Here is a 24,702-nt window from a genome sequence, read left to right as displayed (position 1 = left end):
ATGGAAAGTCGAATAAAGAATCAGCAGGGAAGCGTTTTACTGGTCAGTCTTGTCCTTTTACTCATTCTCACAGTCGCTGGGGTGACTTCTATTCGTCTAACCAGTCTTGAAGAGAAGATGACCGGTAACTTCAGGAACGAACAACTGGCTTTTCATTCTGCAGAAGTGGGCGTGCTGGAAGCTGAAAACTATGTAGCAAACACCAGTTTTTCAATGTCCAGTTTTACATCAGGCTGCAGTAATGGCTTATGTTTCAGCGGTTCTAATAGCAGTGATGTGGGGACATGTGAAAATGGAACAGCACGGCCCTGGGAAGACGAGAGTGTATGGACTACGTCTTCTAAACATAGAACTACAACAATCAATCTGGCGGGCATTTCAGCTCTGGCCAAATACATTGTTGAATTTCGCTGTTATCTCCCTAAGGAAAGTGATGGACCTATTCCTGACCCGGCCAGCTTCACCGATTGGGCCCAGTTTTACCGAATCACAATTCTGGCGACTGGCGGTTCTACCGATGCCAGGGTAATGCTGCAAACAACCTACAAAAAGAATGACTAGCTAAGCGAAGTTGCTGAACGGCTTTGGGCTGATAGACAGCCTTGAGCTTAAAAAGGCAGAAGCTAAAAGGAGTGCTGTCATGAATATAAAAAATACGTTAACTCATGGCTTGTCTATAGGGATGATGTGGTCGTCTATTGCATTAGCGAATCCTTCATCCAATCTCTATTCATCCATACCCCCATTGCTTAGCCGTAGCTCAGAGCCTCTTGTCATGTTGGTGATGTCTGTAGATCACGAACTGTTCAAAAAGGCCTATCCGGACTATTCAGACCTGGATGGTGATGGTCAGCTGGATGTGACTTATAAGGACAGCTTTGAATATCTCGGTTATTTTGACAGCAAGTGGTGTTACTCCTATAGCTCATCCAACGGTCGTTATTCACCAGTGGAGCAGGCGACTGGTACCAATAATCATTACTGCAATTCTTCTTCAGCCTCTGGCGGTGGAGAGTGGAGTGGTAATTTTTTGAACTGGGCCACCATGAGCCGTATGGATATTCTCAGAAGGGTATTCTTCGGTGGCAAACGTTCGACAGATACATCCTCTCTAACAGTCCTCGACAGGGCTTACCTGCCCAGAGATATTCATGCTTTCGTTAAAGTCTACAGCGGCAGTGATCTATCCAGTTTGACGCCCTACAGTGGTTCCGTGAGTCTCTGTAATCTGGCTACCAGTGAGAACGGAAACCCCAAAGTACGTATAGCCAGTGGCCAGTGGGCTCGCTGGGCATCGACTGAAGTGGTTCAGTGCCAGTGGAATGCTACCAACAGTCCTTCTAGCAGCTATCAACTGGCAGAGAATACGGTAAGGGTTGAAGCTTGCGTCAGTGGCAAGGATGCGGCTACCTCAGATCGTTGCAGGCAATACAACAGTAGCAACTCCAAACCTGTGGGTCTGCTTCAACGTTACGGTGAAGACGGCAGCATTCGGTTTGGGTTGATCAGCGGCAGTTATGACAAGAACATTTCGGGTGGGGTGCTGAGGAGAAATATCTCCAAAATAGGGGGCAACAGCTCTGCATCTGATGATGAGTTAGACGTGTCTACAGGCGTTTTTAATAGTTCAGTTAATGGCATTATCCAGCACATCAACAGCTTTAGAATTGCCAAGTACAGCTACAGCCAGAATAAATATACAGATTGCAGCACCTATGGCATTTCAATTGATACTTTTAAAGCAGGCCGTTCCACCTACTCAAACCGTCATTGCAGCAACTGGGGTAACCCGCTGGCAGAAATGTATCTGGAAGCGCTCCGTTACTTTGCTGGTGAGTCCTCTGCCACCAGTGCTTTTAGCACCAGTTATGATGATCAGTTTGTCTCGGGTCTTTCTACAGAATCCTGGATCTCACCGATCACATCCGCCAATGCCTGTGCCAATTGCTCCATCATTTTATTATCCAGCGGATTAAATTCCTTTGACTCCGATGAACTCTCAAGCAGTGCTGATTTACCTGGGTTAAGTGGAGCTTCGAGCGTTAATAGTAAAACCGATGAAGTAGGGGCGTTGGAATATAACAACAGTTTTGCTGGCAATTATCTGGTGGGCGGTACCGGTAGTACACGTCAATGTACGGCGAAATATCTGAATGGTTTATCAGAGGCTAAAGGCCTGTGCCCTGAATTGCCTCAGCTGGAAGGTAGCTATCAGGTTTCAGGGCTGGCCTTTTATGGGAATCAGACGGACCTGAACGGTACTTTGGATGGCGTACAAAAGGTGAAAACCTATTCCATTCAGCTGGCTGAAAGCATGCCAAGCTTCACATTGAATGCGGGTGGCAAGAGCGTAACATTTCAGCCTGTCTGTCATACCAGTTCTAACTTTGGGTCTGGTACCAACTTTTCTGGTAGTGGTAGTGACTGCACACTGACTGATGTGGTTGTAGAAAATGTTGTACTCAATTCTGATAGTGAAGTTGTTGAAGGCAGCCTGCTGTTTACCTGGGAAGATTCACTCTGGGGTAATGACTTCGATTATGATGCTTCATCCCGGATTAAGTTTTGTGTAGGTGCCCAGTGTTCTGCAACATCAGACTCGACTTTGAGTATCAGTAGTTTTGGCAATGATCAGGTGAGAATGGCGGTCCAGGTCGATGGTGTGTTTGCCGGCCTAAATCTCCGGTTCAGTTATACCATGACTGGTACTTACGACGATGGTCTGAAAAATGACTTTGTCTATAAAGGTCAGAGCCATTACGAGGTGAATAACTTTACCGCCAGTGGTAACTCAGCTGGTCTGCTGAAAAAACCGCTCTGGTTTGCAGCAAAATACGGTGGTTTTGTTGATCTGGATGGTGACGGAACCCCTAAATATGACGACAATGGTGATGGTGTCTCCGACGATGATCGAGAGTGGGATAGCCGAAATAATACAACAGGTTCCATTGGCTCTGACGGTCTTCCAGACAACTATTATTTTGCGCGTAACCCAAGTCAGCTGGAAGCTCAACTCGGACAGGTATTACAGGATATAGCCAGCCGGGTTTCATCGGCAACCAATGCCGCGCTGTTTTCAAACAGTCAAACAGGGACAGGGGTGCTTTATCAGGCCTTGTTCCAACCTACGATGGAATACAATGGCAAAACCATTTCCTGGGGAGGTATGCTGCATGCGCTCTTCGTTGATAGTAAGGGACTGCTCAGAGAAGACAGTAATGGCAATGACCGGCTCGATGGTTATTCTGTCGACAAGATTGTAAAGCTTATATTTGATCCCAACTCGAACCAGACCCTCCTTCAAAGGTATTCAACTTCGGATGACGGTCTAACTCAAACACCTGATGGTGCTCTCCAATCTCTGAATCAACTCGATGCAATATGGGATGCAAGAGATCAGTTAGCCAGTCTGTCCAACCTTACCAGCCAGCGTACATTCAGTTCTCTGGCTTCAGGCGGTCGACATATATTGACCTGGCTGGATGAAGATAATGATGGAGTTGTTGATCTGGGTGAAACTCTGCCTCTGGAACCAGCCACATTCAGTGGCAGTGAGGGTTATCTGGGAGTGTCATCTTCTGAAGTCTCCAATGTGATCAATTATGTGCGTGGTGAAGAACTATCCGGTACCCGTCCAAGAACCATTGATTATGACGCGGATGGTGATGACGATGTCTGGCGCTTGGGGGATATTGTTCATTCCACTCCTCAGCTGGTTTCATCACCGGGTAGTCGTTTTGATGCGCTTTACTCTGACGCAACCTATACCACTTTCTACAACCAGTACAAAAACCGTCGCCATGTTCTTTATGTTGGAGCCAATGATGGCATGATCCACGCCTTTAATGGCGGCTTCTGGGATGAAACCAATTATGGTTACAACACCAGCGGTAGTAACAACGAAGTCAGCCATCCACTGGGTTCAGAGCTATGGGCCTATACCCCCATGAATCTCTTACCCCACCTTCAGTGGCTCAGGGAGCCAGACTATCCCCACGTTTATTATATGGATGCAGAACCGGTTACGTTTGATGCCAATATTTTTGACAGTTCTGATGATGACTACCCGGGAGGTTGGGGGACAGTTCTGGTGATGGGCATGCGACTGGGTGGTGGTAATTATGATGTTTCAGTAGGTGGCAGTACCAAGACCCTTCGTTCAGCCTATGTGGTTCTGGATATAACGAATCCTGAAGAACCTCCAAAGGTATTGGCAGAAATTACCCATCCGGAACTGGGCTTTACCACTTCTCGTCCAACATTGGTCAAACGTCGCGTAGCGGCCAAGAACAATCAGGGTGAAGATGACTGGAGTCAGACACCTACCACTAACGACTGGTATCTGGTCTTCAGTTCAGGCCCTATCGGCACAGGAGAGTCCGGTACGCGCGCGGCGCTGGATGATGGCACCAGTAATCAGAATCTGAAGTTGTTTGTTTATGACCTCAAGACTCAATCTTTTGTGTCCGGCATGGCGCCCATGGATTCAGGTATCTCCTCAGCTTATGGTGGCAGTCTCACAGCAGTAGACTGGGATCGGGATTATCAGGATGACGCTGTTTACCTGGGTTCGGTTGAAACCGGCTCATCAACACTGGATGGGAAACTGCTTAGATTACGCCTTCAGGAAACGTTGACCAATTCCACGCTGGCGACACTTCTGGATACCGGAAAGCCAATGACTGCTGCTCCCATTGTCTTGTCAGATAAAAGCCATAACTGGCTGTATGTCGGTAGTGGAAGACTATTGACGTATGATGATAATCGCACTGCACAAACTCAGTCTTTTTATGGTTTCAAGGAGCCTCAAAACAGCAGTGGTGCAATGACCTATGGCTCAGTCTCGCAATCCGGTCTAATGAATACTACAGACGTGCAGGTATACACCAACGGCTCGATTAACAAGAAAACGTCCAGCGGTAATGTACCTTTCACCGTGGACTCTTCCACTGTCAGCAGCTTTTCGGCTTTGCAATCTGTCATTTCAGCTAAGAGTGGCTGGGTCCAGGATTTGAATGGCGATGGTGTCATCCCCGCAGGCCGGGCAATCACTTCTGCTACCCGATTGTTCTCATTGATTTTGTTTACTGAATACACCCCTTCTGCAGACAGTTGTCGAGTGGACGGTTCGAGCGCTTTGCTAGGCCTTCATTACCAGACCGGCACAGCATCTCCAGACCCGGTTCTGGGTGAGCAGGACCTGGGGGAAGAGGTAAGTTATGACCTCTCCATAAACAGAGTGAACCTTGGGCTCGGCTATGCATCATCACCTGTTATACATCAGGGAACTGGTGGTAATAGAACTGCAGTTACCCAGGGCGCAGGTGGTAGCATCAGCAGCCATGAGCTGAATTATCGCTTTCAGACTTCTGGCAGAATGTCATGGCGACAGATCTTTGGCATTCCCTGGGGAAGCCAGTAGTTTCCTGCACCTCGTCAATTCTTTGAAGATATTTGTTTCTCATGCATCCGGTTCACGTGTGGATCAGCCGCCTGTCATTGTCTGAATGCTCTGTTTTCAGTCTGTTTCTAGAGTTGAGCATGAAGTTCTTTGCAGGAAGCTGATTATGCTCAGACGTAGCTTCTCAAAAGTCAGGCCGTCTTCCATGAAGGGCCTGACTCTGATCGAAATCATGATCACCATTATTCTGGTTGGCATTATTGGCTCCCTGACGGTGTCGATGGACTCTCTTGTTAAGTCCTTTCGTATGGATTTTTACAATCAACGTGTTTTCAGCAGTATGGTGTTGACCCGAAGTGAGGCGATAAAGAGAGGAGAGAATGTCAGCATGTGCCGAAGTCAGAATGGCATTAGCTGTGACACTTCAGACAACAACTGGAAAGCGGGCTGGCTGGTTTTTGTGAATCCTAACAACAACAACTCCGTTGATCCCGGTGAAGATATCATCAGGGTGTACGGGGTGATTGACAGAGAGGTCACTATTCATCTCGATGCAGGGAATACGGTGACATTTGTTCCTCGTGGCAGCCCTGCCGTGGTTCGTACTATCAGGCTCTGTCCAACAGGAGGGGTAGATACTCCTGTAAGAACAGTGTCTGTGTCAGCTACAGGTCAAATCAGGAAAACTTCTTCAACAGACGATTGCTAATGGATGATTATTAATGGAGAGTCATAAAAGGAATTGCAAATCTGTGATGAATATCAGAGAAGCCGGGTTCGGTTTAATTGAAGTGCTTATCAGTGTACTGATTTTTCTGGTGGGCATACTGGGTATGGCGGGCATGCAGGCTCAAGCTGTCAGAGCCAGTCAGGACAGTATGCAGAGATCTCAGGCAACCTGGCTGGCGAATGAAATGTCTGAACGCATCAAGGTGAATTTCGCGGGTCTGGAATCCGGTGTTTATCAGAATTCTGCACAAACAGCCAGCACCAATCTTTCTTCCTACTGTGGTGGATCAGCCCCCAGACAATGTATTGCCAATACCTGCACGGCTGATGAGATGGCTGCTTTTGATGTCCACGATCTTATGTGCCGTAATGCTCGTGTCTCAAATCAACAAATGACCATCAGTTGCACAGCTACACCCTGTAATTCTGGTGAAACCGTGTCGATAACCCTTTTATGGGAAGCCAGAGGAGGAATAGGAAGTCTGTCTTTGGCTCAGAAGTCTCTGACTCTGACTTATCGGCGTAACTGATTATGAGATCGATCTTCCGACAGCAAGGGTTGTCACTTATTGAGCTGATGCTGGCCCTGCTCCTGGGGTTATTGATCAGCAGTACTTTTTTGCAGATCATGTTGAACAGCAGCCGCTCGACCTATTTTCATGAAGATCTTGCTCTGGCTCAGGAAAATGGTCGCCACACATTATATCTGCTCAGTCGTGCTATGAGACGTGCAGGGTACAGTGATACTGTTAACAGTCGGGTCTTGCCTTTTTTTACCGGGAGTTGTGGCAGTGCAGCCCAGTGCACCTTTGATGGCGGTGGTACTGACAGTGATCAGGTCGCAGTGCAGTTTCTTCCGGAAAATGGGGAGGACTGTGCAGGCAATACGGTGCCCACAGGTGAACTGACTGCTGATGTTTACTATGTGGAGACTGATCCGGCGAATGACAACATAGATACCTTGTTTTGTCGTGGCTATAACCCGGCAAACTCGACCGCCAGGGGCGCAGCAAGGCCAGTAATAATAGGGGTTGAGCGCCTGCAGGTGGTTTATGGCGTGACCAATAATGATTCTGGGAATGTACATCAATACCTCGCTGCCAATGCCGTGTCTGACTGGCAGGATGTAAGAAGTGTCAGGGTAGGAGTGTTGGTGAATTCAGGGCAACAGGCGAGAGCTTTTGATCAACGTACCCGGGAATACAACATTCTGGAAAGTGGCACGCTGACATTAACCGATGGTCGTCCACGTTACGTCTTTACTACGGCCTCCAAATTGAACAATACCGGTTTCTAAGATGGGAAAACTACAAAAGGCCAGGGAAAAAGGCGCGATCATGCTGATGACCATGATCATTATGCTGGTGATGTTGTTTTCCGGATTATTTGTCATGGAAATGGCCATTGTGGAAGAAATGGCGGTAAGTAATGAGCAGAGGCGGTTACAGGTCTATCAGGTTGCCTACAGTGAGCTGGATGCACAGTATGAGTATCTGATAGCAAACTCCAGCGTCTTGCTCGATGCTACCGCAGCCAATGTCGCTTTGACTGTTATCCAGAACCCTACAGGTTGCTCCAATCCAACCCAGGTTTGTCAGACAGCCACGCTTCGTTACATTGGAGAAGTTCCGCCACCTCCTGGTTACAGTCTGGGGAAATTCATTGGCTTAATGTTTGAAATTGACAGTGCTGCGACGTTGGGTTCGACAGGCGCAAGATCCAGCCAGACACTGGGCTTTATTTATGTCACTTCTATTTAGCTCCAGAATTTAGTCCCCGCAGAGAATGTCAAAACAACCATGATCAACAATTGCAGCTTACCCCATAACATGAAAAGCTAATAGAATCTGATAGAGCTGCAATGTCATAGTAAAAAGTATAAAAAGTTTTTTTGCAAGACAGTTAAAGGGATTAAGGATAAGGAACTGATCATTGAAGCCGCAAATTGGTATTACACTGACTGGCTTTGTATTTAAAGTATTATTGGCTTTTGCATTGCTAGGTTTACTCAATAAAAGTTGGGCAGATGATATTGAAGTGCTCAGAAATGGACAAGTGCATTTATTAGGGTTTGCCCAACCAGCGACGACAGCAGACGCCAGTAACAGGCTGCAAAGCTCAGATGAAATATATTACATTCTGTTGCGTAAGGAGGATCATGCTCGATGGCGGGGGAATCTCAAGCGATACCGAATTGGCACAGACAATCAGATTTATGATGTTAATGGCAATCAGGCTATAGACAGTTCTACAGGCTTTTTTTTAGCCAGCGCCAGGAGTTTTTGGGGGAATTTCAATGATGGTAGTAATGCGGTGGCAGGAGGTGCTGCAGCTCATATCAACCAGAGCCGTCTCGTCGTGTCCAATATTCAGGGAGACAGTAATGTTCAGTTGAATACAGGAAACAACCGGTTGCATGAAGGTAACTCAGGGATTAATACTTCAATGTTAGGTTTTACGGGAGATGTATCCAGTTCAAATCGGTCTCCACTCTTACAATGGAGCAGAGGCGTAGATATCCATAATGAAGATGGAGATGGCTCGAGCACTGATAACAGAATTAATTTCGGAGACCCGTTACATACGCAGCCGAGAATAGTGACTTATTTTAATAATCGAAGCGGTGTTATCGACCGAACGGTTTACTTCACTACTAACATGGGTTTTCTACATGGGGTTAACGGCCAGAACGGGCAGACATATTTTTCTTATATACCCCGGGACTTGTTAGGCAATTTGCAGATTTATAAAGGTAATTTGCAGCTTGATACTCCCAGCTTGCCACCAGAGCCGGCTCATAATGGTGAATGTACGACAATCTTTCCTGGAAGGTGTAACAATCCGTATTGGTGTATATATGAAACGGGAGTTGATGTCGACAATTTTAGCGACAATAACTGTGTTTTGAGGTATCCCAAAAGGGATGATGATTGTGTCTGGAATATAAACAATCTCGTATGCTCTTATTCTCGCCAATGCCTCTATCAGTTTAGATTTGGTGATATAAACCTGAATCAAAGCTGCAGATTAAGGCCTGACAGGCCATTACATACTCCCCCATCTGCGACGCCACCATCGTTTCCGGCAAAAGTCTATGGCTTGGATGGCCCCATGGCGATTTGGGTGAATGATCTCAATAAAGACGGGGATATCCTGCAGTCTGCTAATGGAGCTACTGATTCTGGGGAGCATGTATACGTCTATCTTACGATGAGGCGTGGTGGTCGCAATATCTATGCACTGGACGTCACAAGAAGGAATGATCCGGTTCTGAAGTGGGTAATCAGAGGAGGCAGTAGTGATTTTTCTGAATTGGGCCAGACTTGGTCTTCACCCACTCTAGCCAAAGTTCGATTTAATGGGGTAGAGCGGCAAGTTCTGTTTTTTGGTGGTGGGTATGATCCGGCAACCGATACTCAAACGAGTATAGGCAATAACGCTATGGGTCGGGTTATCTACATGGTGGATGCCGGAACCGGTCAAAAGTTGTGGTCAGCCGGTATAGGAGGTACCAACCTTAACCTGTCCAACATGAATTACAGCATTCCTGGCGATCTGGCCGTGATCGACATAGACAGAAACGGTCTGACCGATTACTTTTTTGCTGCTGATATTGGCGGACAGGTCTGGCGGTTTGACGTAAATCAGGGAAACAGCGGTGGTGGTAACTTTGCTACCGGTGGACGAATTGCTAACTTTTCAGGCAGCTCTCAGGCTGATGCACGCCGGTTTTATGAAGGACCCGATGTATCTCTTTCCAGATCGGTGGATCACCTGAATATTGTTGTCGGCAGTGGCTTCAGGGCCAAGCCCCAGAGCACCCAGATGAATGACCGTCTTTATGTGTTCAGAGACACGAATATCTATAATGCGCCCGGCAGCTACAACTACAATGGCAGCTCGATCATAACTGAGTCTAACTTGTACGATGCCACAGCCAATCTCGTACAACAGGGTAATGCTAGCCAGAGGGCAGCAGCCCTGAGCAGCCTGGGCAGTCAGAAAGGCTGGTTTATCCGCTTTGAAACTTCAGGTGAGAAGCTGTTCGGCAGACCCACCGTCTTCAATAACGTTCTTACCTTAACCACATATGCACCGGGTGGCGGTGGCGCCAACTTTCTATACGTTCTGAATATCGATAATGGCAGTGCAGTGCTGGATCTTGATGGCAACAGTTCTGTTGTTAAGGGGGATAGAAAGCGTCAGCTGCGTTATACCACGCTCTCTCCTGCTCCAACAATTATCAACAGGAACAGTGAGGGTGCAGATATCTGCGTGGGAGGGGAGTGCTTTCAGGATATTCTCAGGGAAGCGGGTTCAGTCCCTTTCCACAAAACCTTCTGGAGGGAAAACCAGTGAGCAGGGTAAAGGGATTCACACTGCTTGAGATCATTATTGTGGTGGCCATTATTGGTATTTTGGCTGCCATAACCGTTCCCGCCTATAACGAATATGTCATGCAGTCCCGACGTAGTGAGGGCATATCAGCGCTTCTGACCATAATGCAACAGCAGGAGCGTTACTATACCGAGCAGCTGACTTATACCGATGACCTTTCTGACTTGGGATACACTTTGAGTGGTTCTGATGTTGCTTCCGAGAATGGTCATTATCTGATCAGTGCAGCAGCCTGCTCCTCATTAACGATTACCCAGTGTGTACAGCTGACTGCGGTGCCGCAAGGTGTTCAGGCTTCGGACGGCAATCTTACGTTAAACAGCCGAGGCACCAGAACGCCTCTGGATGCCTGGCAATAAGCCATTTCTGGAGGGTTTGATTACCAGCAACCGCTAGAGGCGGTTGAGGTACTGTTAAAGCTCGCTTTGGCGCCCAGGTGATTCAGAGTAATGGTTCGGCAATCGGTATCCTGAAACTGTGTACTGCTGCTAATGGCGGTAGCTGTAATGGTGTAGGTGGTATCAGTCGCGGTTACAGTAATGGTGTAATGCCCGTTCGGTGAGTTAGCTCCCCCCAGATTATTAATGTCCGTCGTATAGGCATTGTCATAGGTATAAAACTTTTCCTGCTCAGCGGCTGCGGTTGTCAATGCCACATGAGCATCTGACCGCCGACTTTCAAAAACATATTGCTGATAAGAGGGGATAGCAACCGCGACAATGATGCCTATGATCGCCACTACGATCATCAGCTCGATCAAGCTGAAACCATTTCCTCTGTAATACTTCTGCTGATTGTCCATAACTCAGCTCCTTTAATCTTGCTTTTTTACAGAATCTTTACCTGGGAATATTAAATATCTGTCGCCAGGGTTGTCGGCCGTCGTCCGTCAGGGTGTATTCCAGATCTGTGTTGGAAATATTACCGGCTCCTCCCTGAATTATAATACTGGTCTTGCCGTCACTGCCCTGGTGGATGACCGGAGCAGGGGCCAGGCCTGCGCCCAGACTGATTTTCTTATTGGAGACGGTGTCTTCAGTAAAATCATCCGGTGTGAGCACTTTCTGGATACTGGCGGGAATAGCCGTACCTGTCTGGTAGTGCAGGGCATTCAGAAAACTGGTGTCATCCACCAGACATTGATCGGCGGGTGGCTGATACTCTGTGAACAACAACAGGGCGAAAGCGTTAGCCGGAGAGCTGACACTTTTTCCACTGGGGTCGGTTCTATCGTAAATCAGTCGGTTTTTCCAGCCCGCTTCAGAAGTCAGGGCACTGCACAGCGACTCAAAGTTATTCACCGTTGTGCCGCCCACTGAGAAGCCTGGTATCAGGTCGCCATCCGCTTCGACCTGAATGTCACTGGTATCAATCAAGCTGCTGAAAGGGACAGTACCAAATGAGAATACGCCACTGAGTGTAGGTTCTTTGACACCAAAGAAATATTCCTGCTGAGTGCTGCGACTGTCATCCTGGGTCAACTCCCGGCCGGTACCTACAAACACCCAACGTTCATTATCACTGTTGGTGACAGCATTGGGTCGGGCCGTAATTGGCCGTTGAGGGCGAGTTAATGTTCCCAAAGTCCAGTTAGACGCCTGAGGATCTTCAAGGTTAATCCTCAGTAGTTCACCACTTAATGTACCCGAGGTTTCAACACTGCCAAAGTAAATGGCATCGTCATAATAATCCTGATCCCAGTCTACGGTTGCCATATTGCCGGCATAGGCAGTGGCTATTCCGCTATCCATGGGGTCAAAGGCGCTGAGAAAGTTTTTATTCTGGAGGTCATAGACAAACACTTTCATATTCTGGTCACTGGTCGCATTGTCCAGTGCTTGTCGAATACCACTGAGGCCTGTGCCTGTAGGACCAGAGCCAAAAGCCAGGTACCAGTTGTTTTCTGTAGGGAAGTTAAAGTCTCCCGAAGCATTCGGCTGGCGTCGTTGAATGACCACCGGTCGGCCGGTGGTAAAGCCCAACTCAGGGTGGGTGATTTCAGCCAGCAGCGTGGGTGGTTTTTCCGGATTGGTGATATCCAGCATGACATAGGCGGAGCGCATGGTTCGGGTGCCTCCACCCACAGAAACATCAATCGGCCCACCTCCCAAACGCATGCCCATAACCATCACTGTGCCCCAGCCTTTAGGGTGATCAGTGTCGGGAGTAAAAATGTTGGCATCGAATATCAGGGGTTCCCCGTCCATGTAATAGACATGGGGATAGTCCGCCTCGGATAACCAGCGCAGATGAGGCAATAAATTCATGGGAGTATACGCCCAGAGTTCTCCACCCAATGGGTGTTGAGATTCTGCTGACCGGTTCAGATCAAAGCGCTGGTTGCTGTCGTTCCAGAAGCCGGCATTAAAGGCATGAATCATCCCGTCATTGGCACCCACATACACCACTTGCCTTCGGTTTTCGTAATGGTTCTGGAACTCTATGAAGGTCGTGTCGTTGCTGTTGAATGGCTTGCTGTCAGAGTAATAGCCTTCCGGTTTGGAAACGGAAATAGGGTTGGAATGAATGATGTCTCCCAGGCGCCAGACTTCAAGATCCCCGTCATTGTCGTAATCCACCGAGCGGGAACGGTAACCAGTCTGATCCTCCCCCCGAATGTATTTCACCAGCTTGTCAGTTTCCGATGAGTTCACGCCCAGGTAGCCACTGTTAGCTCCGGTGAAAGTCGATGAGACAAAGGGTTGCTCTTCTCCTGAATCGACACGGCCGTTATTGTTTATATCCAGCCAGGTCAGAATATGCCGTCCGGTATCAGACTGTGCGTTGTAGCTTCTCTGACTGGTGATGTTGCTGACTTCCATCAGACGCTCCCGGGCATCCCAGACAGGGTTCAGTTCAGTCAGGTCAACGGTACTGCCATCAAGCGTCAATGTATCTCCATCATCAGAAGAGGTGTAACGCTGAATGACGGTGGAATTACTGGTGGGGTCAAAAAACAGGGTGACCACCCGGTCTGTGGTGTAATCATCCAATGTCCGGTTGGCATTGGTGTCTTCCCTGAAGTGTCCCTTGGCGTCGACAAACAGACTGTGAACCAGTCCGGCCCAACTGATTTCAATGTCATTAACGGTGACTTTAGGGCGGAACAGACCCTGAATGGCAGAGCCTACGCCGCTGGCACTGTTGGAAACCAGAGCAGCGCTGGCTCCTGAGGAAATACGACTGGCGATGTCTTTCAGAATCTGACCCAGCTGTTTCTCCAATAGAGCCGGATTGTTCGGGAAGAAGTAATTGTCTGGAATGCCGTCTGCTCCCAGGGAGCCAGTCAGATTGTTTCGGTTGTCCCATTCCTTGTCATCGTCGTCTGGAATGTTGTCGCCATTGGCATCGTGATTGGGGGTTTGGTCATTATCCAGGTCGGTGAAACCACCGTATTTGGCTGCCAGCAGCAAAGGTTTGGGCAGACGATTGGTAAGAGTGCTGGTTGGGGTAAAGTTTTTAGTGACATCGGTAGGCGTTACCGATGTACCACTGTGACCAAGACAATACGAACCGGTCCAGCTGCGGTCAACACAAGTTCGGATCAGCAAGGCAGATTCACTGTCACCATCATCAAAGCTCAGGTTTGTACGACGGGTTCGGTCGTATTCGGAATTGTATTCTGCATCCAGAACCATGCCGTTAAAGTTCTGAACTCCCGAAATGGAGTAGCCATATCTGAAACTGTTGGCACCATTGAACGCTGGGTTATGAAGGCGCACACGCAGATTATTGGTTGAGGTTGTTATGGTATAGGTGGCCTGGGAGTCAGTATCTCCATCCCCGCCAAAGGTTTCATCCGCCCAGCCTATGCGGAAGGTAATGCTGTTTAACAGGCCTGAACCATCCACCGTAAAGTTTTCTATTCTCTGGTCCAGATAACGGCAGGGGCGGTAGTGATCTTCGTTAAAGCCCCTACTAAAGCCAATGGTCTGGCAGATGGGTGTGACAGAAACGATATTACGGTTGCCAAGGCCATCTGGAACACCGAATGACAGTGACGGAACAGTCTGAGCCAGCTCTACAGCATAGGTTGTAACACTCTGACTGCCATCAAGGCTGGATCTCAGGTCGTGGGTCCGGGCATAGTGAGCAAGACCGGCCACATAATAGCTGCCTTCATATTCCGGAACTTCAGGGCAGACCCCTCTGGCATCTGACAGCCCATTCAGATTTCTGGGTTCACATTGCCGGATTCCGCCACCACCGTTACTGCCTACGATAAAAGAGCCGGGAAATGTCAGGCCCGGTTCAATATTTCCGATGTTATTGGTCAGCTGGTTGAGTTGTGCAACGCCGGAGGAGAGGACATCGCTGATGTTGCTGTAATTATCGCCATCGTAGGAGTTCTGGCCTGTGGATAAAAGAATGATGGCACAGTTGGCACACCGATTGGTCGCGTTGAAAGGATCCTGCCATCCTGGTTTGGGTAACCCGAGATCAGTGCCGACGGTATAGTCCGAGGAAGGGCTGGATTCACCAGAGAAGTAACGAAGGGCTTCCAGATAGATTTCCGACATGGGATTGCCCCAGTCTTTACACCCTACAGGACTGCCGCCACTGCAATTGTATCGGCTGCTGCTGTAGCTGTACTCCGATACTCTGAAATTATCGACGGTGGCAACAATGCCAGAGTTGTTAATAAACTGCCCGGTATTCTGGTTCACTTCATCGCTGGCTGACGAGATGTTTTTTCGAATCACACCACCGCGGGTATTGCCTTCATAGCTGCCGGTAATCAGCCCAAAATCCACCATGATAGGTTTGAATCAATCCGACCGGCTTACTGGAGCTGCCATAAGTCTGGCAACTGGAATCGGTAGATCCTGAATGGCAGACAACCACTCTGACGATATAATCCGCATCAGAAGCACCCTGACAGCGCACGCGGCTCAACCCTGCCCAGTTAGGATCATTAGTGCCTTTCGCTCTCATTAAAGGCGCACCACTCTGGCTCTGATTCAGATTGCAGAGCGTGATGCTGGATGAACTGTAAGGGGTAAAGTCTTCAACGTCTGAACCTGTATAGATTTTGCTGAAGGCATGGAAGTCGAAGGGAATTTCAGCCCTTTCAAGCGTGGTGAGAGTAGTGGAGTCAGTGATTCTCATACCGCCATAGAGCACCTTGCGGATCAGGTCGATCCGGCTCATGGTGCCCCAGTTCAAAAAGTTACCGCTCCAGGGTGCTCCTGAAGTGGTACAGCTGTGACCGTTTGTCCCCGTGGCTCTGACAGAAGGCTGAAAGCGACTGCTGGTATAGGTGTAACACCAGTCCGATTCAAAATACCCGTAATAATCAATGGTGTCGGTGTAGGTGATGTCCATGACACCGTCACCGTCGATATCGGTATGGTCGCTGTATGCCTTTTTGAACAGCTCATGATCAAAGGATAAGGCGAACAAAACCAGAGGAGGGGAGCTGGTTGTGCCTTGACTGGGTATTGCTGAGTAGTCCGAGGATGCTGCAGAAGCGTAGGGTGCTGTGGACGTCAGCAACCAGAAAAAACAAAATTGCAGTACTTCAGACAGAGAAAAGCGCCCTGAGCCAGCAGACGGTTTAAACAAGATCACTGTGAAATCCTTTTTCAGCGGTTTTTGCTCACCTTTTGTAGGTGGACTGCAACATGACCTGACTATTGAGGTTATCGACCGAAGCGAGCACCGTTACACGGTAAAGCCTTGACCAGTCGGAAGGATTAGCGGGGTTGGGGGTAACGCCGAACAGAGCTCTGGGAATGTAACAGAGAAATTCGACAATATAGCGGGCGGATGTCCCTGCTGGCAGGGTAGTGGCGGCAATGGTTTTATTGGTATCTGTCCAGAGTGATGCATTGTCCCAGGGGCGGGCATTTCCGGCTCGACAGCTGACAATGCTGGTGCTGTCAGTGCCGTTAAAGCAGAGGCCATTGCCACAGTCACTGGCAAAGTTGGTAATGTCATTGCAACTGTTTTGGCCTTTTACGCAACGTTCAGCTTCCAGCAGGGCTGTTTCTGCAGCAATAAATGCAGCCTGGTGTGTCCTGTAACTGGCAGACATGCGTTGTTCAAGACTGGAGAACTGAACCGCAGTCAGGGCTGCCATTACCATGAGGGTTAGAAAGATCATGGTGTAAAGCAGTGCTGTGCCGTCTTCATCATGATGTTTCCTGATTCGGCTCATGGTTATCCCTTGTTTCTCAATGCCATAGTCATTACATATTCCCGTCTCAGAAACCGATCTGTCTGGGTGACCTGTGTGCCATCAAAAAGGTAGGTTCTGGGTGGTGCAGCTGGAGCCGGAACAGGCAAAACTTCTGATTCACTTCGAGTCAGAAGATGTATTCGAATAGACGTTGTCTGAAGCCAGTCCGCATGGCGGAAGCTGCGGTCTCCGGCACTGATATAGCGATTGGCAACACCGTCATTATCCGTATCCAGCCCATAATGAATTCGAATGTCTTCAACACCGTCCACCACAGGCAAGGCATTGGCAGTGCCTGCTTCTTTTCTGAACAGGGTGGGCAGGCCGTTATCCAGTTTGACAAAATACCCTACAGAAGAGACCGGCTTCAGATAGCCAGGATTGAAAGAAAGTGCTCCGGTAGGCGATGAGCTGTCATAACAACGAAAAGCTCCTTTGAGCTGGGTTACACAGTTTCTGAAGTCGCCGCTGCCACTGGTGGTATGGGTTACAGTATTGCCACTGATCGAACTCAGGGCGATCAGGGCTACCTGAGAGCAATCCTGGCGGGTTAGGGCTGCGGCATCTCCGCTCGACAGGGTTGAGCCAACGTTGCTGTCGAGAGTCAGTGTGCCTGTCGCTGTGTCATGGTTGGTTACAGCAAACACATTGTCTGGATCCAGCTTGAAGATCAACAGGCTTTCGGAAGTGGCCAGTGCATCCATCTTTGACTGGGTGTCAGAAAGATCCATTCCCTGCAGAGGTTGTTCAGCGGTCAGCCATTCGTTGGAGGCGTTGTTCTGAAGCAGGGCATTGCCAATAGAAGATTCGTCGATACAGCCTGTGTATCCTGCCATGCGAACGTCATTGGACATGGAGCTCATGGCGATTCTGGCAGCTTCCTGCATCAGGCCCAGTTGAAAGTTCAAGCGGTTGGAATCATTACTGCTCAGAAAAACCTGGGTTACAGAAGAAATAATAAAGATACCCAGAAGCATGGAGATCATCAGCTCGATCAGGCTGAGACCCTTCTGATAAAATCGGTAGATAGTGATTCCTTTCATAGGCTACATAGTACTCCTGAGAATCACCTGACGGCGGGGCTGCTGGCCTTTACTGTCATCAAAAAAGACGGTGATTGTGTAGTTCCTTCCTTCAGGCGTGTCTGTTCTGACAATGGAGCCGTCGGCATTGGGCAATTGGGCATCCAGAATAAACTTCCATTGCTCAATGTCGTACCGGGCGAGTTCTGAAGGTGTGCAATCAGCGGTGTCACAATCATCAGGATAAGTTGTGGGTACATTACCGACACTGGCGGAGTATCCCGGGCCGTCTACGGCATAAACAGGGTTGGCTTTGATTCTGTCGAGCATGTCGTAAGCAATGATATTGGATAGAGAGTTCAGATAGGCAATGCTGTTGTAACTGATACTGCGAGTTTGCAGTGCTGCCATGCCAAGTAATCCTGAAGCCAGAATAACAACGGTTATCAGGATTTCGACCAGAGTCATTCCAGACTCAGAGCGTCTTGAGGACAAAGAGCCAGAACTCATGGGCAGGTCACCGCATCAGTGGATCGCACCCGGCCAGAAAGGTTAATGGTAACTCCCCTGGAAATAGAAGAAGTCGCCTGCCCATCACAAATCAGAAAAGTACCGGAGCTGGTGTTGTTAACGGTTCCATCCCCTTCGAAGACCACGGGTGTAACATTACTCCAGGTGATAGAAGCTATGGAATCGATTGTCTGGATGCGCCTCGGGGTATCCACAGTATCACCATCATAAAGGCCATTATTATTTTCATCGGTGAAAATGATCCAGCCTTGACTCCAGTTGCTTGGAATAGCCGAGCAGGTAACCCCGTCGGAGGATCCACAGACAAGGGTATTGCTGCCATTCTTAACGGCTTCACTGCGCGCATAGAGTAAGTTGGAAATCAGGTTTTGCTGGATATTGGCAAAGCGGATAGTGTTAGACATGTCACGCAGCTGTGGCAGACCCATGGCAATAATGATCGCTGCAATCAGCAGTGTGATCATCAGCTCAATCAAAGAAAATCCTTTTACATTTGTTGGCTCAAGGCTGTTTGACAGCTCCATGGCGACCGACCGGTTTTTTAGCGCTTATCCGATAAGTCTAGAAGTCGATTTTATGAATCCGGTCAAGGGTCAGAGATGCTGTGTAATAAATAACGAATTCCCATGAACACTGAAAAGCAGGACGGGAAATTGACGGGTTGCCAACATGCCCTAATGATTTCACGACAACGGCAGTTATAAGGGGGAGATAACCCTTAAACTCTCGCTGAATCAGGTCAATGTCCATGGAGCAGGAAAACAGGGATACCCTACGCCTTCTGATTGTTGATGCTTCCTCCGAGGAGGCTGAAGCTCTGCTCAATGTCTATCGTGATGCGGGATATCCGACCCGGGCACATCACATTACTTCAATGGAAAGTCTCGAAGAAGCCTTGTCCGGAAACCAGAAGTGGGATTTGATGATTATCTCTTCTGTAGAGTTGCCTGAAGGCCTCACCATCAATCTGGTTCTCGATCGTGTGGATCAACAGGGCAGGGACATTCCTTCCATTGTGCTGTCAGAGCATCCCGAAGATGAGCATCTGGAACTATTCAAGCTGGGAGTAAGAAGTGTTATAGCTTTGGATAATGACGAGTTACTGCTACTGACCTCAGATCGTGAAGTAGAAGACCTCAACACTCGACGGCATTATCGTCGAATGAGCGTAGCCCTGAATGAGTCTGAAAAACAAAGACGAAATCTATTGGATGATCAGGTCGATGCCATCATCTACATCAGTGAAGGTCAGGTGAAATACTCCAATCCGGCTTTCAATGAGCTGGTGGGGTTGGATGAAGGCACAAGTCTGGCGGGCAAGTCATTTACCGATCTGGTGGCTGAAAAAGATCGAAGGGAGGTCGGAGACTTTCTCGCCAGTATTGAAGACAGTGGTCAGGCGCTGGCAGCTATCCAGTGCCCACTGCTGGCGGCTGAAGGTGAAGTGTCTGTCAGGGCGATGGTCAGTCCTACCTCTTTTGATGGTCGCTATACACTGAGCTTACTGGTGAGGCCCCAGGAGACAGAAGATGCTCCGGAGATTGAGCAGGAAGAAGTGGAAGTGGCTCGTCCGGACAGTGAAACTCACCTTTATGATCGGGAAGCCTTCAAGGAGCAGCTGGATGTTGCCATGCAAAGGGTTGTTGCAGGTAAAGACAAGTTCGCTTTAGTCTGCATTACTCTCGATTCTCTGAGAGCCCTGCATGCGAAAGGAGGCAAGAGAGTTAGCCAGCCTTACCATAAGGAAGTCAGCACTCGTCTTGGACTGGGTCTTATCGAACACAAAGCCGCCAGCTGGAGCGGTGACTGTGTCATGGTTCTGGTGAAAGCCGGTGATGAAAAAACAGTGCAGACGCTTTCCGAACAGCTTTTGAAGGAAGTCACTGCTGAATCTGTGATGGTTGGCAAGAATGAACTGCCTGTAAAGGTGAGTCTGGGTGGGGTGATGTTGACGGATACCAGCAGTGATCTGAAAACCCAGCTTGTGCGTGCCCGGCATGCCGCTACCTTGTCACAGAAGCAGGGAGGGGGGAAGCTCAGCTTTTATCAGAAACGTAAGGTCAACAGTGTCAGCTCCGTTGAGAAACATCTCGCAGGCATGGTCAGTCAGGCGCTCAAGAACGATGATTTTAAGTTGATGTATCAACCTGTTGTCAGCCTCAAGGGATCTGCTGAAAAGCACTTTGAAGTGCAACTGCATATGGTGGATGTCAGAGGCCGGGAGCATGACTCGATCAACTTCCGTAACAAGCTGGATAAAAATGCCCTTTGGAGCAAAGTAGATCGCTGGCAAATTATTGAGGCGGGCAAGGAATTAATGGAAAGCACCCGCAGCAAGGATCGCATTCGTTTGTTTATGCACCTCGGGGGTAACGCGATTCTAGAAAAGGAATTCCTGCCCTGGATGGGGGTGGCATTGAAAGCAGCGGGTATCCCTCCCTCCTCAGTGGTCATAGAAATCAGTGAACAGAACATCGTCCGCTTTAACAAACAGGCGCCAGCTTTCTTCAAATCGGTTAAAGAGCTTGGCTACTGTACGGGTGTCAGCGAGTTTGGCTGTAGCCTTAACCCGATGGAAACCATCGCTCCACTGGAGCTGGATTATGTCAAGGTTGATCCTTCTTTTACCAAGGATCTCACCTCCGAGAGCCAGGGTGAAGAGTTAAAGGAAATGATTATGGCCCTGTCTGAAGAAGGACAGAAGGTGGTTGTGCCACAGGTACAGAGTGCCGTTGAAATGGCTCCGCTCTGGCATACCGGGGTTGATTTTATCCAGGGGGATTTCCTTCAGGAACCTTCTGAGCGTATGGATTTCGATTTTGAAAGTGAGTTCTAGAAAGACAATTCTGAAATCACTGCTATACCTCTTCCCATAAAAATGATTTCTGATCAGGGTAGTACGTTATGGGAAGGCTCTTCTGGCTGTTGTGTCTATTGTTTTTTTGGAGGGCTTGTTCCGCCTCTCCCTTTTATTACTTGATCTGTTCAACATGTAATTCGGATACATTTGTTCTCTCAGGTCAGGGCGTTCAATGCAGCAACCATCACGAACCCCTTTCAGTTTCTGCAGCTGAGGTGATTTCTGTTCTGGGGCAGCAGGATCCAGCCAATCATGTTGTCCATCTTTCAGGCACTTCTTCTACAAACTCTCAACGTTATTCAGAAAGAGTTCAGAAACTTGTACGATCCATGCAGGAAAGCACGAATATTCAGGTACAGAGCCTTTCTGAAGGCGTTGATGATTCACTTTGGCAGCCGACCGTTACCTTGCCAGCGATTGAAGCCATTCTTTTGTCCATGGAATCTGAGCTCAATGACGTTGAGCTTACAGAGGAATTGGTATTACAAGCTCTTCAGCTGGCGGGTATTCATTTTCAAATTCTGGCCACAGGCTCTCAGTTTGAGAATGCCAGCCCTTTGGACAGGGCAGTAAAACTCTGGTTGCTGTTTAAATTCTGGCTCATCAACAGGCTGGGGCTTCAAGTCGATGAGCAAACATTGGCAAAGCTCATGAACCTGATATTTGAGGGGATGGGGAATACGTCATTTCCTGTTGAGGATATTGAGGCATTGATGACCAACCCTACACCATTGATTGCCTCAACACCGGGTCAGCTGGCCAGTACAGCGCTGCAGCTTCAGTTGGAAGGTATGACAGCTGGGCAGCAACTGTCTTTCGACGTTCCTCATAATGGTATACTCATAGCTCAAAATTTGGGCAGCGGGCAGTTTCTTCTGGTCTTGAATAACAATCTGACCGTGACGACTCAAAACCAGAATCAACTTCAGAAAATACTGAGCAATCTGTTCTCGTTTACATTAGGCAATTATCAGCCTCCCTCTGAGCCTGAGTATATGCCCCCTCTGCCAGTGCAGCAGCCTCAACCAGTCAGCACACAATCCCTTCAATTTGCCTTCAATCCGCCTACTGAAATATCTCCCGCTGGTGAAGCAATAATATTTGGTAGTCGATTGCTTGTTGGCACGGTAGTCGGTCTCTATTTGGGGAGCGCAGTGAATCAGATTATTTTCGGAAGTCCTTTGAATAATGGCATTCCCACTGCGCTTGCTATGTTGCTCGGTCAGGTTGCTGTATGGAGTACACCTTACGATCTTTCACCTAGATTCACTTGGCATACACAACAATCCAGAGCGTATGCCCGGCAATTATGGCGATTTTTGCGCTGGTTGACACAGGTGCCTGAGGAACATGACGAACTTTGAGTTTTACTCTGGCTGCAACATCGTTGAGAATAGCCGGCTCTCGGATTGAAGATACAGACATCAGGCTTTTCAATGTCAGCAAAGCTCAATATCGTCATGGCCCAGCTTAACCTCAAGGTGGGCGACATCGACGGCAATACCACCCAGGTGATCGAGTCAGCAGAAGCGGCTCGCGACCAGCATCAGGCCGATATGGTGGTTTTTCCTGAACTGACGCTCTGCGGGTACCCGCCCGAAGATCTGTTGCTCAGACCCAGCATGGTACTGAGAATAGAGCAGGCCCTCAGCAAACTCAGTGCGGTGAAAGGTATTGATCTGGTGATGGGTCTGCCTGCCATAGGGGCTCACGGTCTGGAAAATCAGGCAGTGGTCATCAGAGATGGACAGGTGATCGCCCGTTACGCCAAGCAATACCTGCCTAATTATCAGGTATTTGATGAGAAGCGTTATTTTGTACCCGGCCGTCAAGCTTGTGTTTTTGAATGCAAGGGGGTCAAGCTGGCACTGACCGTTTGTGAAGATCTCTGGTATCCAGAGCCTGCTCAACAGGCCAGGGACGCTGGGGCGGATCTGATTCTGAGTCTCAATGCTTCGCCTTTCCATAAAGATAAACAGAACATTCGATACGAAACCGTTCGCAGTCGCTGTCAGGAGAGTGGACTGCCGGTACTCTATGTCAACCTGTCTGGAGGTCAGGATGAACTGGTATTCGACGGTGGCTCCTTCGCTATGAACGGCAATGGTCAGGTAGCGGTGCAGTCGGATTATTTCTGTGAAGGGCTTTATCTGACCCGCTTTGACCAGCAGGAAAAAACGTTTGTTCAGGAAGATATTGCTGAACTGCCCGGTTTGCATGAGCGAGTGTATAAAGCTCTGGTCACCGGTGTTCGTGACTACGTGAATAAGAACGGCTTCAAAGGTGTAGTGCTGGGTTTGTCAGGCGGTATAGATTCTGCCCTGACACTGGCCATTGCAACCGATGCCCTGGGGGCTGAGCGTGTACAGGCGGTTATGATGCCTTTCCGTTATACCTCCAACATGAGCCTGGAAGATGCACAGGAAGAGGCTGATATTCTTGGTGTTGATTACTCAGTGATGCCCATTGAGCCGATGTTCGATGCATTCATGGGAACCCTGAGTGCCCAGTTCGAAAACACTCAAAAAGACACCACGGAAGAAAATCTCCAGTCCCGTTGTCGTGGTGTCATGCTAATGGCCATTTCCAACAAGAAAGGCTACATGGTACTGACCACGGGTAACAAGAGTGAAATGGCTGTGGGTTATGCCACACTCTATGGCGATATGTGCGGTGGTTACAATGCCCTGAAAGACGTACCCAAGACTTTGGTGTTTGCTCTGTCTGAGTATCGCAACACCCTCGGATACGTGATTCCTCAGCGAGTGATTGATCGCCCGCCCTCCGCTGAGCTGGCACCGGATCAGGTGGATGAAGATAGCCTGCCTCCCTACGATGAGCTGGACCGAATCATCGAAATGTATGTGGAGGAAGATAAAAGTGCAGAGGCGATTATCGAATCCGGTTTTGACCGGGATACGGTTTACCGTGTCTTGCGCCTGATCGATGTTAATGAGTTCAAGCGTCGCCAGGCAGTGGTCGGCGTTAGAATCACGCCTCGTGGCTTTGGACGTGATCGCCGGTACCCGATTACCAATGGCTGGCGTCCGGGAATTTAATGAAATAAATTATATATTCAGGGAGAGGTCTACAAGGAGCTTTTCTGCACTTTGCTTTTGGCGCATGAAAGCAATGATATAGGCAGTCTGGATATCTTCATCATAGCGGTAAAGAATCTTATACTTCCCCATAAGGTTCAATTGTCGGTATTGATCGATACCCAGTACTGCTAGTTCTTGGCAAACAGGCCTAATAGGAACGTCTTCCAGCATAAGTTTTGATTCCAGAACCAGTCTGGATATTAGCATTTCAACCTGCTCCTTGCTTAGAAAAGTCTCTTCCAATATGAAATGAGCCTGAAGAAGGGGCTGGTTTCTAACATGAAATGAGCCGACTTCAGCACTGTCGTTCATGATGAGGATATGAAAATCATCATGAACACCCATTTCATCAAAACCCTGGAGGATGTAAGAAGCCTCCTTTCACAAGCAGACTGTCTGGAGCCCGGCTGGGACTCCAAGGACGAATGTTACCGTTGGATTGAGCTAACCCTCAGCCACTTCAAATACCGTTCCCTGAG

20 protein-coding genes are annotated in these 24,702 nt (G+C 48.6%); 11 read left to right on the top strand and 9 right to left on the bottom strand.

What is annotated here, in order from left to right:
* From WG89_RS18265 to WG89_RS18240, 6 genes are all read left to right on the top strand, one after another.
* Positions 1–561, top strand: a complete 561-nt coding sequence (locus WG89_RS18265; protein WP_062268571.1) for a pilus assembly PilX family protein — start codon at positions 1–3, stop codon at positions 559–561.
* A gap of 79 nt (positions 562–640) precedes the next feature.
* On the top strand, positions 641–5,422 hold the full coding sequence (locus WG89_RS18260) for a pilus assembly protein (protein WP_153301673.1): 4,782 nt from the start codon (positions 641–643) through the stop codon (positions 5,420–5,422).
* A gap of 145 nt (positions 5,423–5,567) precedes the next feature.
* Positions 5,568–6,110: a GspH/FimT family pseudopilin gene (locus WG89_RS18255; protein WP_062268569.1), complete on the top strand. Its 543-nt coding sequence runs from the start codon at positions 5,568–5,570 to the stop codon at positions 6,108–6,110.
* A 46-nt stretch (positions 6,111–6,156) separates the two neighbouring features.
* Positions 6,157–6,660: a type IV pilus modification protein PilV gene (gene pilV / locus WG89_RS18250; RefSeq protein ID WP_062268568.1), complete on the top strand. Its 504-nt coding sequence runs from the start codon at positions 6,157–6,159 to the stop codon at positions 6,658–6,660.
* 2 nt (positions 6,661–6,662) lie between these two features.
* The gene (locus tag WG89_RS18245) at positions 6,663–7,427 is read left to right on the top strand and encodes a PilW family protein (protein WP_062268567.1); all 765 of its coding nucleotides are present in this window, start codon (positions 6,663–6,665) and stop codon (positions 7,425–7,427) included.
* A gap of 1 nt (position 7,428) precedes the next feature.
* The gene (locus WG89_RS18240; RefSeq protein ID WP_062268566.1) at positions 7,429–7,890 is read left to right on the top strand and encodes a hypothetical protein; all 462 of its coding nucleotides are present in this window, start codon (positions 7,429–7,431) and stop codon (positions 7,888–7,890) included.
* Positions 7,891–8,392: 502 nt separating this feature from the next.
* Here WG89_RS18240 and WG89_RS31260 read toward each other — a convergent pair.
* Positions 8,393–8,548: a hypothetical protein gene (locus WG89_RS31260; protein WP_172806858.1), complete on the bottom strand. Its 156-nt coding sequence runs from the start codon at positions 8,546–8,548 to the stop codon at positions 8,393–8,395.
* A 693-nt stretch (positions 8,549–9,241) separates the two neighbouring features.
* On the opposite strand from WG89_RS31260, the gene WG89_RS31255 reads away from it, so the two are divergent.
* Both WG89_RS31255 and WG89_RS18230 read left to right on the top strand, forming a co-directional pair.
* Positions 9,242–10,489 carry a pilus assembly protein gene (locus WG89_RS31255; RefSeq protein ID WP_172806857.1) on the top strand — a complete coding sequence of 416 codons (1,248 nt, stop codon included), beginning with the start codon at positions 9,242–9,244 and terminating at the stop codon, positions 10,487–10,489.
* On the top strand, positions 10,486–10,887 hold the full coding sequence (locus WG89_RS18230) for a type IV pilin protein (RefSeq protein ID WP_062268564.1): 402 nt from the start codon (positions 10,486–10,488) through the stop codon (positions 10,885–10,887). The genes WG89_RS31255 and WG89_RS18230 overlap by 4 nt, the downstream gene beginning before the upstream one ends.
* 20 nt (positions 10,888–10,907) lie before the next feature.
* Here the strand turns inward: WG89_RS18230 and WG89_RS18225 are convergent, their stop codons facing one another.
* Genes WG89_RS18225 through WG89_RS18195 form a run of 7 tightly spaced genes read right to left on the bottom strand, consistent with a single transcriptional unit; the run spans position 10,908 to position 18,786 of the window.
* On the bottom strand, positions 10,908–11,330 hold the full coding sequence (locus WG89_RS18225; RefSeq protein ID WP_062268563.1) for a type IV pilin protein: 423 nt from the start codon (positions 11,328–11,330) through the stop codon (positions 10,908–10,910).
* Between the two features lie 37 nt (positions 11,331–11,367).
* A complete protein-coding gene (locus WG89_RS18220; RefSeq protein WP_062268562.1) occupies positions 11,368–15,285 on the bottom strand; it encodes a pilus assembly protein in 3,918 nt (1,305 codons plus the stop codon).
* The gene (locus WG89_RS18215; RefSeq protein WP_062268561.1) at positions 15,251–16,099 is read right to left on the bottom strand and encodes a hypothetical protein; all 849 of its coding nucleotides are present in this window, start codon (positions 16,097–16,099) and stop codon (positions 15,251–15,253) included. Before WG89_RS18215 ends, WG89_RS18220 begins: the two co-directional genes overlap by 35 nt.
* Positions 16,100–16,127: 28 nt before the next feature.
* A complete protein-coding gene (locus tag WG89_RS18210) occupies positions 16,128–16,688 on the bottom strand; it encodes a pilus assembly PilX family protein (protein WP_062268560.1) in 561 nt (186 codons plus the stop codon).
* Between the two features lie 2 nt (positions 16,689–16,690).
* Positions 16,691–17,752: a PilW family protein gene (locus WG89_RS18205; RefSeq protein ID WP_062268559.1), complete on the bottom strand. Its 1,062-nt coding sequence runs from the start codon at positions 17,750–17,752 to the stop codon at positions 16,691–16,693.
* A 3-nt stretch (positions 17,753–17,755) separates the two neighbouring features.
* On the bottom strand, positions 17,756–18,241 hold the full coding sequence (gene pilV / locus WG89_RS18200) for a type IV pilus modification protein PilV (RefSeq protein ID WP_079253911.1): 486 nt from the start codon (positions 18,239–18,241) through the stop codon (positions 17,756–17,758).
* Positions 18,238–18,786 carry a GspH/FimT family pseudopilin gene (locus WG89_RS18195; RefSeq protein ID WP_062268557.1) on the bottom strand — a complete coding sequence of 183 codons (549 nt, stop codon included), beginning with the start codon at positions 18,784–18,786 and terminating at the stop codon, positions 18,238–18,240. The genes pilV (WG89_RS18200) and WG89_RS18195 overlap by 4 nt, the downstream gene beginning before the upstream one ends.
* A gap of 224 nt (positions 18,787–19,010) precedes the next feature.
* Between WG89_RS18195 and WG89_RS18185 the strand changes: the two genes are divergently transcribed.
* From WG89_RS18185 to WG89_RS18175, 3 genes are all read left to right on the top strand, one after another.
* On the top strand, positions 19,011–21,098 hold the full coding sequence (locus WG89_RS18185; protein WP_172806856.1) for an EAL domain-containing protein: 2,088 nt from the start codon (positions 19,011–19,013) through the stop codon (positions 21,096–21,098).
* Between the two features lie 239 nt (positions 21,099–21,337).
* The gene (locus tag WG89_RS18180) at positions 21,338–22,486 is read left to right on the top strand and encodes a hypothetical protein (protein WP_153301672.1); all 1,149 of its coding nucleotides are present in this window, start codon (positions 21,338–21,340) and stop codon (positions 22,484–22,486) included.
* Positions 22,487–22,558: 72 nt separating this feature from the next.
* Positions 22,559–24,181, top strand: coding sequence for an NAD+ synthase (locus tag WG89_RS18175; RefSeq protein WP_062268553.1), 1,623 nt, complete (start codon positions 22,559–22,561; stop codon positions 24,179–24,181).
* 9 nt (positions 24,182–24,190) lie between these two features.
* On the opposite strand, the gene WG89_RS31250 is transcribed toward WG89_RS18175, so the two are convergent.
* On the bottom strand, positions 24,191–24,568 hold the full coding sequence (locus WG89_RS31250; RefSeq protein WP_172806855.1) for a hypothetical protein: 378 nt from the start codon (positions 24,566–24,568) through the stop codon (positions 24,191–24,193).
* Positions 24,569–24,702 lie beyond the last annotated feature (134 nt).

The organism is Endozoicomonas arenosclerae (assembly GCF_001562015.1).
Classification (GTDB): domain Bacteria; phylum Pseudomonadota; class Gammaproteobacteria; order Pseudomonadales; family Endozoicomonadaceae; genus Endozoicomonas_A; species Endozoicomonas_A arenosclerae.
This window is presented reverse-complemented; position numbering and strand designations above follow the sequence as displayed.